Genomic DNA, 12,882 nt, shown 5'->3' with positions numbered 1-12,882 from the left:
ACGGCGCCCGCGGTGGGGGTAGCAGTGTCCGCAACGGCGGCGGCCGTGCGGTCGGCGTTTCGCACCACAGGTGTCGGGTCCGCGCGGGTCGTCGTTCTCCGGACCTTGGTTGTCCCCTGCTCCGAGCGGAGCCTGGGGAAGGGGGTTTCGTGGTTCGCATCCGAGTGCTGGTCGTCGACGACCACCGTATCTTCGCCGAGTCGCTCGCGGCCGCGCTGGCCGCCGAGCCCGACGTCGACGTCCTCGCCGCGGGCAGCGGCCCGGCCGCGCTGCGCTGTCTGGAGCGCGCGGCCGCCGAGGGCCGCCGCTACGACGTCCTCCTCGTGGACGCCGACCTGGGCGGCACCCTGACCGGCGGCCGCCCGGCCGTGCCCGTGCACGACGGTGACGCCGACGGGCTGGTCGACGGGATCACGCTGGTCGCGGGCGTCCGCTCGGCCCAGCCGGGGGTGCGGACGGTGGTCCTCGCCGAGAAGGACGATCCCCGGCGGGCCGCACTCGCCCTGCAGGCCGGTGCCTCCGGCTGGGTCGCCAAGGACTGCTCGCTGTCCCGGCTGCTGACGGTGATCCGGGGCGTGCTGCGCGGCGAGACGCATCTGCCGCCGGCGCTGCTCACCGGCGTCCTCAAGGAGCTGACGGCCACCCGCAAGCACCGCACCGAGAGCGAGCGGCTGGTGGAGTCGCTGACCCCGAGGGAGCGGGAAGTGCTGCGGTGCATGGTCGCGGGACTCGGCCGCAAGGCCGTGGCCGAGCGGCTGTTCCTCTCCCCGCACACCGTGCGCACACACATGCAGAACGTCCTGGGCAAACTCGGCGTCCACTCGACCCTCGCCGCCGTCGCCCTCGCCCGCCGGGCGGGAGTGGGGCCGGTCGACCTGGCACCTGCCGGGCGGATCGGGGTGGAGGAGAGCAGCAGTGCCTGATCGACTCGGGTGAGTCGATCCGCCCGGCGGGCCCTCAGCCGGGGATGTTGTCGAACGGGGCGGTCAACTGGCGGAGCAGGCCCGTGAGTTCTGCGCGCTGGGTGCGGGAGAGCTCGGCGAGGATGGCCCGCTCCTGCTCCAGCAGGCCCGCCAGTGCCTGGTCCGCGCGGTCCCGGCCGGTGTCGGTGAGCCGGACCAGCACGCCCCGCCGGTCGCTCGGGTCGGGCAGCCGCTCCACCAGGCCCTTCTTGGCGAGCCGGTCGATCCGGTTGGTCATCGTGCCCGAGGTGACCAGGGTCTGCGTCAGCAGTTGCCCGGGGGAGAGCTGATAGGGGGTTCCCGCCCGCCGCAGGGCGGTCAGCACGTCGAACTCCCACGGTTCGAGCTGGTGCTCGGAAAAGGCGAGCCGGCGCGCGCGGTCCAGGTGCCGGGCCAGTCTGCTCACCCGGCTGAGTACCTCGAGCGGCTCCACGTCGAGGTCCGGGCGCTCCCGGCGCCACGCTGCGACCAGCCGATCGACCTCGTCCTCCATGGAGATCAGTGTAGTGGTTGTGTCGACGTGAAGTCTCTTGATGTCGAGTCTCTTGACATCGAGACAAACTTCCCGGAAGAGTGAGGCGTATGACGACACCCGCCTGGGACCCCGCCCAGTACCTCCGTCACGCCGGCCACCGCGCCCGGCCCTTCGCCGATCTCCTCGCCCGTGTCCCGGACCTCCCCTCCCACCGGCCCCGCGTCGCCGACCTCGGCTGCGGCCCCGGCAACGTCACCACCCTGCTCGCCGGACGCTGGCCCACCGCCCACATCACCGGATACGACAACTCGCCCGAGATGCTCGACAAGGCGCACGTCGACCACGAGGGCCCCACGGCCGGTGGCGGCCGGCTCGACTTCGCCCACGCCGACGCCCGCACCTGGACACCCGGGGAGCCGTACGACCTGATCGTCTCCAACGCCACCCTGCAGTGGGTGCCGGGCCACGCCGACCGCTTCGCCGACTGGATCGCGGGCCTGGCGCCCGGCGGCACCTTCGCCTTCCAGGTGCCCGACAACATCGACGCCCCCCTGCACGCCCTGATGCGCGAACTCGCCGCCGGCCCCCGCTGGAAGCCCCTCCTCGGCGGCGTCCTGCGCCACGAGGACTCCGTGCACACCCCCGGCGCCTACCTGGACCGCCTCGCCCGCCTCGGCTGCGCGGCCGACGTGTGGCAGACGACCTACCTGCACGTCCTGACCGGGGAGGACCCCGTCCTCGACTGGGTCAGGGGCACCGGACTGCGCCCCGCCCTGACCGCGCTCGCCGACGACCCCGAGGCCCGCGACGCCTTCGTCACCGAGTACCGCGACCTGCTGCGCGCGGCCTACCCCAGCGCGCCGTACGGCACGGTCCTGCCGTTCCGCAGGCTGTTCGCGGTCGCCGTGAAGAAGGGGGAGTGACACCTGCTCGTCGCGGTCGTCCACGTCCACCGCGGTCCTCCGCGGGCCCCCGGGCCGCGCCGCGGGGCACGGCGGTCGGCCGCCGGGCGCTCCCGCCGGCCGGCGGGGCCGGGCGGGGCGAGGCCGGCACGGGGGCGGACGGGCAGGAAGGGGCCGCCCGCCCGCGCGGTGGCCGGTCACGGCCGGCGGCGGCCCGGAGGGGGAGTGCACCACGCGCGGGAAGGGCGCGCCCACAGCCGGTCACGTCACGCGGCCGACCCCGCCCGGGCCGGTGTCCACCGGCAGGTTCAGGGAGAACACCGCGCCGCCTTCGGGGCCGTGCGCCAGAACGGTCATCGTGCCGCCCAGCCGGCCGGCCAGGCGGTGCGCGATGGCCAGCCCCAGTCCTGTGCCGACCGGGCGCAGGCCGCGGTAGCGGTCGTGCAGCACGCCCCGCTCGAATGCCACCGCGACGTCGTCCTGCGTCAGGCCGGGCCCGCCGTCCCGCACCTCCACCCGCACACCGCCCTCCCCGGAGTGCAGCGCGAGCACCACGGGACTCCCCTCCGGAGTGAGACGAAGGGCGTTCGCGAGCAGGCAGTCCGCGAGCTGGCGGACCCGGAAACCGTCGGTCCGCAGCGTCACCGGCCGCCCGGGGTGCTCCAGCCGGAACTCGACGCCGTGCCGTGCGCAGCGCTCCTGCCAGGCCGTCGCCGCCTCCCGCACCAGCGCGTCGAGATCGACGTCCGCCACATCCAGCCGGAAGTCCCCGGCCTCCAGGCCCGCGAGGTCCAGCAGGTCGCCCAGGAACCGGTCGAGGCGCCGCGCCTCGGCCCGCAGGATCCGGCCCACCTCAGGCAGCCGCTCCGGCGGTACGACGGTGTCGGCGAGCGCTTCGGCGTATCCCAGGACACTGGTCAGCGGCGTGCGGATCTCGTGGGAGATCGACAGCAGGAAGTCCCGCTGCCGGCGCTCCTCGTGCTCCAGCGCCGAGTCCAGCACGCCCAGGGCGCGCCCCAGCTCCACCACCTCGGCGGGACCGGGAGCGCCGGCGGGGTCGGGGTCGGTCACCCCCCGCTCTCCGGCGGCCAACCGGGAGGCGATGCCCACCGCACGGCCGAGCGGCCCGGCGAGGCGGCGGGCCAGCGCCGCCCCCGAGACCACCGCGCCGACCAGTCCGACACCGAGCGGCAGGAGCAGGTTCCGGCGCATCCGGGCGGTCGCCGCGTCGACGTCGGTCAGCGGCCGCGTGAGCACGATCGCACCGCCGAGGCGGGCCGGACGGCCCTCGACGAGGACCTCCTCCCCGTCGAGTTCGCCGCTCGACGACAGCGGCCTGCCCGCCAGCAGGACGTCACGCTGGGCCGAGGTCAGCGCGGGGGCGGCCGGACCGCTCAGCACGCCGGTCCGGTCCAGCACGGCGATCTGGCCGTTGACCCCGGCGATCTGCTGCTCCTTCTCGTACAGGAGCGTCGACAGGGCGGGTACCCGGCCGAGCACCTTCGCCTGCCGGGCCATCTGGTCACGTTCCTGGGCCTCGGCGGCCTCCCGAAGCGTGTGCCAGGCCACCAGAGCGGTCAGCAGGACGGCCACCGTGGTCACGACCGCCGCCAGAGCGGCCAGTTCCCCGGCGAGCCCGCTCCTGCGGCGGATCCGTGAGCGGGTTCCGGTCATCCGGCGGTGTCCGTGGCGCCGTACCCGACCCCGCGTACGGTGCGGATGGGGCTCGCGTCGCCGAGCTTGCTCCGCAACTGGGAGACGTAGACGTCCACCACGCGAGGATCACGGTAGGAGTCGTCGCCCCACACCTGCGCCAGCAGTTGCCGCCGGCTGAAGACGCGGCCGCGGCGCTCCAGGAGGTACTCGAGCAGGTTGAACTCGGTGGCGGTCAGTTCCACCTCGTCCCCGGCGCGGTGCACCGTGCGCCGCGCCGCGTCCACCCGCAGGACGCCGACCACATGGGTACGGCCGCCGGGCGGACCCTGGGTGCGGCGCAGCACCGTGTGGATCCGTGCCACCAGCTCGCCCGGGGAGAACGGCTTGGTGATGTAGTCGTCGGCGCCGAGCTGCAGACCGAGTATGCGGTCGGACTCGTCGCCGCGCGCCGTCACCATCAGCACGGGCGTCCAGTCGTCGCGCTCGCGCAGCCGCCGGCAGAAGGTCACGCCGTTCAGCCCGGGCAGGGCCACGTCCAGGACGATCGCCACCGGACGCAGGCGCTCGACGGCGTCCAGGCCCCGCAGGCCGTCGGTCTCGACATGGGTGCCGAAGCCGTCCCGGGCCAGGTAGAGCTCCTGGAGCGAGGCGATGCTCCGGTCGTCCTCGACGATCAGCACGAGTCCGTTGTCAGCGCGCATGCCCGCCTCCGTCCGCCGCCGATCGTCTCCGGGCCCGCGCGCGGGGTCGGCCTGACGGCATCCTAAGCGGCGGGGCCCGTGTCCTCCCGGGAGCCGCCGGGCGGGGCGGGCCGCCCTAACAGTCCCCTAACACGGCGCCAACGATCCCCACGTATCCGCGGCCCATGATCGAAGCCGTACCCGGTGCGGTCCGCAGCCCGGTGCCGGAGCCGCGCAGCGTCCTCCGGCGCGGCGCGACGGCTGCTCCCCTCCCCCATCCCCGGGAAGAAGGCATGCGACTCTCCTGCAAGGCCCCCACGGCACAGCGCACCGGCGCCGGCCCGGCACGCGGCGGGCTGCTGTACGGCGTGGGCCGTGCCTGCGCGGCCCGCCCCTGGCGAGTGATCGCCGTCTGGCTCGTCGTCCTGCTGGCCGCGCTGGCCGCCGACCGCTCCTGGGGCGGTTCCTACGCCGACGACTTCAACCTGTCGGGCACCCCGTCGAGCACCGGTGCCGACCTGCTCGACGCCCACGGCGGGGCAGGACTGCGGGGCGTGGCCGCGCAGATCGTGGTCCGCTCCGACGAGGGCACGCTCACCGCGCACCGGGAGGAGCTGTCCGCCGCCGGACGGCGCCTCGCCGACCTGCCCGACGCCGTGTCCGTGGCGTCACCCCTCGACGTGCCCGAAGCGGTCACCGACGACGGCCGGACGGGTTACTACACCGTCCGGTTCCGGGAGAACCCCGCGCAGTTCGAGAAGTCGTACGTCGACCGGGTCGACGACGCGGTGCGGGGCCTGCGCGACGACGGCGTCACCGTGGAGTACGGCGGTCCACTCGGCCAGCTCGCCAGGCCCGCGGCCGCCGACCGCACCTCCGAACTCATCGGTGTCGGCACCGCGGTGGTCGTGCTGCTGCTCGGCTTCGGCAGTGTCGCCGCCGCCGGCTTCCCCTTGCTCACCGCGGTCGTCGGGCTGCTCACCGGGCTGAGCGCGCTCGCCCTGCTCGCCGCCGAGTTCTCCTTCGGGACGGCCGCGCCGACCCTCGCGGTGATGATGGGACTGGGCGTCGGCCTGGACTACTCGCTCTTCCTCGTCACCCGGCATCGCAAACTGCTGCACACCGCCGACAGCCCCGTCGAGGCGGCGGCACGAACCGTCGCCACCAGCGGCCGCGCCGTACTGGTGGCGTCGCTCACGGTGACCCTGTCCCTCGCCGGGCTCTTCGCCTCAGGGGTGCACTTCATCGGTGCGATGGGGGTGGCCGCCGGGACGACCGTCCTCGCCGGCGCGGCGGCCGCGCTCACCCTGACGCCCGCGCTGCTGGGGCTGGCCGGCCGGCGCGTCGACCGCTGGCACGTACGCACGCCCGTGGACGAACCCGACGACGGCGACGTGTGGCACCGCTGGGCCGCCGTCATCCGCCGCCGCCCGTGGACGTTCCTGCTGCTGGGGCTCGTCCTCCTGGGCGTCCTGGCGGTGCCCGCCGCGTCCATGCGGCTCGGGCACGTCGCCGCCGGCGCGTCTCCCACCTCCTACACGGAACGCCGCGCCTACGACCTGATCGCCGACGGCTTCGGGGCGGGCGCGAACGGGAAACTGACCGTCGTCGTCACCCTGGACAAGGACCGGGCCACGACCGGCCGACGGCGCGACGATCTCGCCGACGCCCTGTACGACAAGCTCGTCCACACGCCGGGGGTCGCCTCGGCCACTCGGCCGACCTCCACCCGGGACGGCGCACTGCTGGTCGCGGGCGTCACCCCGGACACCGGGCCCCAGGAAGAGGCGACCACCGACCTCGCGCACCGCCTGCGGGACGACGTGCTGCCCGAGGTCCTGTCCCCCGAGGGCGCGACGGGATACCTCACCGGCACCACCGCCGCCCAGGAGGACTTCCGGGACATCCTCGCCGGCCGGCTGCCCGTGGTGGTGGGCGTGGTGGTCGCGGCTGCCCTCGTGCTCCTGCTGACGGTGTTCCGCAGCCCTCTGGTCGCGCTCAAGGCGGCCGTGCTGAACCTCCTGTCGATCACCGCCTCCTTCGGTGTGCTGGTCGCGGTCTTCCAGTGGGGCTGGGGAACGGCACTGCTCGGCGTCGACCAGGCCGTGCCGGTGGAGTCGTACGTCCCGATGATGATGTTCGCGATCGTCTTCGGCCTCTCCATGGACTACGAGATCTTCCTCCTGTCCCGGGTACGGGAGACCTGGCTGGAGACGCGTGACAACCACCGCAGCGTGGCCATCGGCCTGGCGAGCACGGCACGGGTCATCACGTGTGCCGCGCTGATCATGACGAGCGTCTTCCTCGCCTTCCTGCTGTCGACCAACGTGATCATCAAGATGCTGGCCCTGGGCCTGGGCGTCAGCGTCGTCCTGGACGCCACCGTGGTGCGGCTGCTGCTGGTACCCGCCGCCATGTACCTGCTCGGCGAGGCCAACTGGTGGATCCCGCGCCGGCTGGACCGGATCCTGCCGCGCCTCGATCCGGAGGGTCCGCGGAGCACGCCCCGCCCGGCCGGGGCGACGGCACCCTCCCCGGGGCGGTCGCGGTGAGGGCCCCGTCGGGACCGGCGGCCGCGGCGCCGGGCCGCGGCGCGCGTGACCCGTCCACGCGCGGGCCCCGGGCGCGGGTACCGCGGCGGCGGTCCTGGACCAGGTGGCTGGCGCTGGGCGCGGTCGTGCTGGTCCTCCTCACCGGCAGCGCGGAGCTCCTCGCGGCACGCCTGGTCGAGGAGCGGATCTCCGACCGGCTGCGGGCTCGGATCGGCGACAACGAGGTGGACCTGGACGGCTCGGCGCTGCTCGCGCTCGCGCGGGGCAGGCTGAACGCGGCCACGGTGACGGGCGACTCGGCACGACTGGGCCGGATCGACGGAGCCACCGTCGACCTCCGGCTGACCGGCCTGGAACTGGGGGGCTCACCCCACGCCGACCGGATACGGGGCAGCATCACCGTTCCGCCGGAAGCCGTCGCGCGTGCCCTGCAGCAGTCCGCGCCGGGGCTGGCGGTGTCCGGGGTGCGGCCCGATCCCTCGTCCGGCACCCTGGTGATCACGGTGCAGGGCGGGCTGGGCACCCTGACCGTCCGGCCCGCCCTCTCCGGCGGCAAGGTCGTCCTCACGCTGGACGACGCCCGGATCATGGGACGGCCCGCGCCCGCCGGTATCACCAGCAGGATCGAGGAAGCCCTGCGTGGGCAGTCGGCGCGGCAGACCGCGACCGCCCTGCCGCTCGCCGAGCTCCGGGTTACCTCCGGCGGACTGGTGGTCGTCCTCAGCGCGGACGACGTGGCCCTGCGCTGACGGACCGGTTCACCGGACCGCCCGCGCCCGATCCTCCGGAGCACACCGCCGCCGGGACACCCGCCCGGCGACAGCGGAACCGGACCCCGGTGCCGCGTCGGCCGGGGTGCGCCCCCCGCGGGGACCTCGGGCGACGGCGGCACCGGGGTCGAGCGCCCTCAGGCCTTCCGGTGTCCGATCAGCCGCGGCTTCTGCTCCAGGCCGTCCAGTCCGTGCCAGGCCAGGTTCACCAGGTGCGCCGCGACCTCCGCCTTCTTCGGCCGGCGCACGTCCAGCCACCACTGGCCGGTCAGCGCGACCATGCCGACCAGGGCCTGGGCGTACAGCGGGGCCAGCTTCGGGTCGAAGCCGCGGGACTTGAACTCGCGGCCCAGGATGTCCTCCACCTGAGTGGCGATGTCCGAGATGAGGGAGGCGAAGGACCCGGTCGACTGGGGGATGGGGGAGTCGCGGACCAGGATGCGGAATCCGTCCGTGTACTCCTCGATGTAGTCCAGCAGCGCGAAGGCCGCCTGCTCGCACAGTTCACGCGGGTGCCCGGCGGTCAGCGAGCCGGTCACCATGTCCAGCAGCCGCCGCATCTCGCGGTCGACCACCACCGCGTACAGCCCCTCCTTGCCGCCGAAGTGCTCGTACACCACCGGCTTGGACACCCCGGCCTTCGCCGCGATCTCCTCCACCGACGTGCCCTCGAAACCCTTCGCCGCGAACAGGGTGCGACCGATCTCCAGTAGCTGCTGGCGGCGCTCGGCGCCGGTCATCCGGGTCCGGCGGGTCCGCCGCTGCTTGTCGTTGCTGGGAGTGCTGCTGGAGTCGGTCGCCACGGCGTCAATCATGCCGCCTCGGCTGCTTCCTTCCGGAGCCGGGAGTCGCCCTCACCGGTGTTGCGCCGCGAATCGATACGCGAGCGTGACGGCCAGCGCACGTCGTACGCCCAGCCGAGCAGTTCCAGCCAGCGGATGATCCGCGCGGAGGAGTCGATCTGGCCGCGCATCACGCCGTGCCGCGCCGAGGTCGGGTCGGCGTGGTGCAGGTTGTGCCAGGACTCGCCGCAGGACAGGACCGCCAGCCACCACACGTTGCCCGAACGGTCGCGCGACTTGAACGGCCGCTTGCCCACCGCGTGGCAGATCGAGTTGATCGACCATGTCACATGATGCAGCAGCGCCACCCGGACGAGTGAACCCCAGAAGAACGCGGTGAACGCGCCCCACCAGGACATCGTCACCAGACCGCCGATCAGCGGCGGCAGCGTCAGCGACACGGCCGTCCACAGCACGAACTGGCGGGAGATCGCGCGGATCGCCCCGTCCTTGATCAGGTCCGGGGCGTACTTCTCCTGCGGTGTCTGCTCCTCGTCGAACATCCAGGCGATGTGCGCCCACCACAGGCCCTTGATCAACGCCGGGACCGTCTCCCCGAACCGCCACGGCGAGTGCGGGTCCCCTTCCGCGTCGGAGAACTTGTGGTGCCTGCGGTGGTCGGCCACCCAGCGCACCAGCGGCCCCTCGACCGCCAGCGACCCCATGATCGCCAGCGCGATCCGCAGGGGCCGCTTCGCCTTGAACGAGCCATGGGTGAAGTACCGGTGGAAACCGATCGTGATGCCGTGGCACCCCAGGAAGTAGAAGAACACCAGCAGGCCCAGGTCGAGCCAGCTCACCCCCCAGCCCCAGGCCAGCGGCACGGCCGCCACCAGCGCCAGGAACGGCACCGTGATGAACAGGAGCAGCGTGATCTGCTCGATCGAACGCTTCTGCTCACCGCCCAGCGTGGCGGAGGAGGTGGAGGTGTCGTTGGCCTTGTGGGCTTCGTCGATCACATCGGAACTAGAGGTCATGCGCGTCCCCTGTGGGGTCTAGGGTCGAGGCAGATGCCGGGCCGCCGGAACCGGCGGGAGATGGAGCCACCTTCCCTACGGTCCCGTAACCTACGGCGTCGTAAGTATGTCAGCGTGCCGTGCCGCGGCAAGAGCCCGAGAGCCTGCGCGTCCGAGTGGACACCTATCCTGGAAGTCGGTCGGACAGCGCGGTCCGCTCTGATTCCTTCCCGGACCCCTCGGCCCCTAAGCGGCACCCGCCGCGCGGCGGGCGGACGTCCGGGTTCCCTCCAGACGAGCTTCAACACTGCAAGGAGCCGCACCTGTGAGCAGTGCCGACGACCAGACCACCACGACCAGCAGCGAGCTGCGCGCCGACATCCGCCGGCTGGGTGACCTCCTGGGCGAGACCCTCGTACGCCAGGAAGGGCCCGAACTCCTGGACCTGGTGGAAAGGGTCCGCCGCCTCACCCGGGAGGACGGCGAAGCCGCCGCCGAGCTGCTGCGCGGCACCGAACTGGAGACCGCCGCCAAGCTGGTCCGGGCCTTCTCCACCTACTTCCACCTCGCCAACGTCACCGAGCAGGTCCACCGCGGCCGCGAGCTGCGTGCCCGCCGCGCCGCCGAGGGCGGCCTCCTCGCCCGCACCGCGGACCGGCTCAAGGACGCCGATCCCGACCACGTGCGGCAGACCGTCGAGCACCTCAACGTCCGCCCCGTGTTCACCGCGCACCCCACCGAGGCCGCGCGCCGGTCCGTCCTCAACAAGCTCCGGCGCGTCGCCGCGCTCCTGGACACCCCCGTCCTCGACTCCGACCGCCGCCGCCACGACATCCGGCTCGCCGAGAACATCGACCTCGTCTGGCAGACCGACGAGCTGCGCGTCGTCCGTCCCGAACCCGCCGACGAGGCCCGCAACGCCATCTACTACCTCGACGAGCTGCACGCCGACGCCGTCGGCGACGTCCTCGAGGACCTCACGGCCGAACTCGAGCGCGTCGGCGTCAGGCTGCCCGACGCCACCCGCCCGCTCACCTTCGGCACCTGGATCGGCGGCGACCGCGACGGCAACCCCAACGTGACCCCCCAGGTCACCTGGGACGTCCTCATCCTCCAGCACGAGCACGGCATCAACGACGCCCTGGAGATGATCGACGAACTGCGCGGCCTGCTCTCCAACTCCATCCGCTACGCCGGGGCCACCGAGGAGCTGCTGGAGTCCCTGCACGGCGACCTCGAACGGCTTCCCGAGATCAGCCCCCGCTACAAGCGCCTCAACGCCGAGGAGCCCTACCGGCTCAAGGCCACCTGCATCCGGCAGAAGCTGGAGAACACCAAGCAGCGCCTCGCCAAGGGCACCCCCCACGAGGACGGCCGCGACTACCTCGGCACCGGCGAGCTCCTCGCCGACCTCCGCATCATCCAGACGTCCCTGCGCGAGCACCGCGGCGCCCTCTTCGCCGACGGCCGGCTCGCCCGCACCATCCGCACCCTCGCCGCCTTCGGCCTCCAGCTCGCCACCATGGACGTCCGCGAACACGCCGACGCCCACCACCACGCCCTCGGCCAGCTCTTCGACCGCCTCGGCGAGGAGTCCTGGCGCTACGCCGACATGCCCCGCGACTACCGGGCCAGACTCCTCGCCAAGGAGCTGCGCTCCCGCAGGCCCCTCGCCCCCAGCCCGGCCCCCGTCGACGCCGCCGGCGCCAAGACCCTCGGCGTCTTCCAGACCGTGAAGAAGGCCCTGGAGATCTTCGGACCCGAGGTCATCGAGTCCTACATCATCTCCATGTGCCAGGGCGCCGACGACGTCTTCGCCGCCGCCGTCCTCGCCCGCGAGGCGGGCCTCGTCGACCTGCACGCCGGCTGGGCCAGGATCGGCATCGTGCCGCTGCTGGAGACCACGGACGAGCTGCGCGCCGCCGACACCATCCTCGAGGACATGCTCTCCGACCCGTCCTACCGGCGCCTGGTCGCGCTGCGCGGCGACGTCCAGGAGGTCATGCTCGGCTACTCCGACTCCTCGAAGTTCGGCGGCATCACCACCAGCCAGTGGGAGATCCACCGCGCCCAGCGCCGGCTGCGCGACGTCGCCCACCGCTACGGCGTGCGGCTGCGCCTCTTCCACGGCCGCGGCGGCACCGTCGGCCGCGGCGGCGGCCCCTCCCACGACGCCATCCTCGCCCAGCCCTGGGGCACCCTGGAGGGCGAGATCAAGGTGACCGAGCAGGGCGAGGTCATCTCCGACAAGTACCTCATCCCCTCCCTCGCCAGGGAGAACCTGGAACTGACGGTCGCCGCCACCCTCCAGGCCTCCGCCCTGCACACCGCTCCCCGCCAGTCCGACGAGGCCCTCGCCCGCTGGGACGCCGCGATGGACGTCGTCTCCGACGCCGCCCACGCCGCCTACCGCAGGCTCGTCGAGGACCCGGACCTGCCGACCTACTTCCTCGCGTCGACCCCGGTCGACCAGCTCGCCGACCTCCACCTGGGCTCCCGGCCCTCCCGCCGCCCCGGCTCCGGCGTCTCGCTCGACGGTCTGCGGGCCATCCCGTGGGTGTTCGGCTGGACCCAGTCCCGGCAGATCGTGCCCGGCTGGTTCGGCGTCGGCTCCGGCCTGAAGGCCCTGCGCGAGGCGGGCCTGGACACGGTGCTCGACGAGATGCACGAGCAGTGGCACTTCTTCCGCAACTTCGTCTCCAACGTCGAGATGACCCTCGCCAAGACGGACCTGCGGATCGCCCAGCACTACGTCGACACCCTCGTCCCCGACGAACTCAGGCACGTGTTCGACACCATCAAGGCCGAGCACGAACTCACCGTCCGCGAGGTCCTCAAGATCACCGGGGAGGGCGAACTCCTCGACGCCGCCCCCGAACTCAAGCAGACGTTCGCCATCCGCGACGCCTACCTCGACCCGATCTCCTACCTCCAGGTCACCCTGCTCAGGCGGCAGCGCGACGCGGCCGCCGCGGGCGCCACGGCCGACCCGCTGCTCGCCCGCGCCCTGCTCCTCACGGTCAACGGCGTGGCCGCGGGCCTGCGCAACACCGGCTGACGGCACCGGCGCACACACGGGTGCCCCCG

Annotated in this window: 10 protein-coding genes; 5 read left to right on the top strand and 5 right to left on the bottom strand. The window is 73.2% G+C overall.

Features of this window, described 5'->3' with window-relative positions:
* Nucleotides 1–149 precede the first annotated feature (149 nt).
* Nucleotides 150–923: a LuxR C-terminal-related transcriptional regulator gene (locus tag MXD57_RS01530; protein WP_250399406.1), complete on the top strand. Its 774-nt coding sequence runs from the start codon at nucleotides 150–152 to the stop codon at nucleotides 921–923.
* A 34-nt stretch (nucleotides 924–957) separates the two neighbouring features.
* On the opposite strand, the gene tamR is transcribed toward MXD57_RS01530, so the two are convergent.
* Nucleotides 958–1,455 carry a MarR family transcriptional regulator TamR gene (gene tamR, locus MXD57_RS01525; protein WP_250399405.1) on the bottom strand — a complete coding sequence of 166 codons (498 nt, stop codon included), beginning with the start codon at nucleotides 1,453–1,455 and terminating at the stop codon, nucleotides 958–960.
* An 89-nt stretch (nucleotides 1,456–1,544) separates the two neighbouring features.
* Here tamR and MXD57_RS01520 point away from each other — a divergent pair, with 89 nt between their 5' ends.
* The gene (locus MXD57_RS01520; RefSeq protein ID WP_250399404.1) at nucleotides 1,545–2,360 is read left to right on the top strand and encodes a trans-aconitate 2-methyltransferase; all 816 of its coding nucleotides are present in this window, start codon (nucleotides 1,545–1,547) and stop codon (nucleotides 2,358–2,360) included.
* A 240-nt stretch (nucleotides 2,361–2,600) separates the two neighbouring features.
* Here the strand turns inward: MXD57_RS01520 and MXD57_RS01515 are convergent, their stop codons facing one another.
* Nucleotides 2,601–4,013 (bottom strand): sensor histidine kinase, encoded by a 1,413-nt coding sequence (locus MXD57_RS01515; RefSeq protein WP_250399403.1) that lies wholly within the window; start codon nucleotides 4,011–4,013, stop codon nucleotides 2,601–2,603.
* Nucleotides 4,010–4,696 carry a response regulator transcription factor gene (locus tag MXD57_RS01510; protein ID WP_250399402.1) on the bottom strand — a complete coding sequence of 229 codons (687 nt, stop codon included), beginning with the start codon at nucleotides 4,694–4,696 and terminating at the stop codon, nucleotides 4,010–4,012. The genes MXD57_RS01515 and MXD57_RS01510 overlap by 4 nt, the downstream gene beginning before the upstream one ends.
* 272 nt (nucleotides 4,697–4,968) lie before the next feature.
* Here MXD57_RS01510 and MXD57_RS01505 point away from each other — a divergent pair, with 272 nt between their 5' ends.
* Nucleotides 4,969–7,227, top strand: a complete 2,259-nt coding sequence (locus MXD57_RS01505) for an MMPL family transporter (protein WP_250399401.1) — start codon at nucleotides 4,969–4,971, stop codon at nucleotides 7,225–7,227.
* A 125-nt stretch (nucleotides 7,228–7,352) separates the two neighbouring features.
* The gene (locus tag MXD57_RS01500) at nucleotides 7,353–7,976 is read left to right on the top strand and encodes a hypothetical protein (RefSeq protein ID WP_250399400.1); all 624 of its coding nucleotides are present in this window, start codon (nucleotides 7,353–7,355) and stop codon (nucleotides 7,974–7,976) included.
* A gap of 158 nt (nucleotides 7,977–8,134) precedes the next feature.
* Here the strand turns inward: MXD57_RS01500 and MXD57_RS01495 are convergent, their stop codons facing one another.
* Together MXD57_RS01495 and MXD57_RS01490 are read right to left on the bottom strand one after the other, a co-directional pair.
* The gene (locus tag MXD57_RS01495; RefSeq protein WP_250399399.1) at nucleotides 8,135–8,812 is read right to left on the bottom strand and encodes a TetR/AcrR family transcriptional regulator; all 678 of its coding nucleotides are present in this window, start codon (nucleotides 8,810–8,812) and stop codon (nucleotides 8,135–8,137) included.
* Nucleotides 8,809–9,816, bottom strand: coding sequence for an acyl-CoA desaturase (locus MXD57_RS01490; RefSeq protein WP_250399398.1), 1,008 nt, complete (start codon nucleotides 9,814–9,816; stop codon nucleotides 8,809–8,811). Before MXD57_RS01490 ends, MXD57_RS01495 begins: the two co-directional genes overlap by 4 nt.
* Before the next feature lie 304 nt (nucleotides 9,817–10,120).
* Here MXD57_RS01490 and ppc point away from each other — a divergent pair, with 304 nt between their 5' ends.
* Entirely contained in the window at nucleotides 10,121–12,853 is a 2,733-nt protein-coding gene (ppc, locus tag MXD57_RS01485; RefSeq protein WP_250399397.1) for a phosphoenolpyruvate carboxylase, read from the top strand.
* Nucleotides 12,854–12,882 lie beyond the last annotated feature (29 nt).

Origin of the sequence: Streptomyces cellostaticus (assembly GCF_023630175.1) — a bacterium.
GTDB classification, from domain to species: Bacteria; Actinomycetota; Actinomycetes; order Streptomycetales; family Streptomycetaceae; genus Streptomyces; species Streptomyces cellostaticus_A.
The sequence above is the reverse complement of the archived record's forward strand: the minus strand, read 5'-3'. Positions and strand labels throughout refer to the sequence as shown.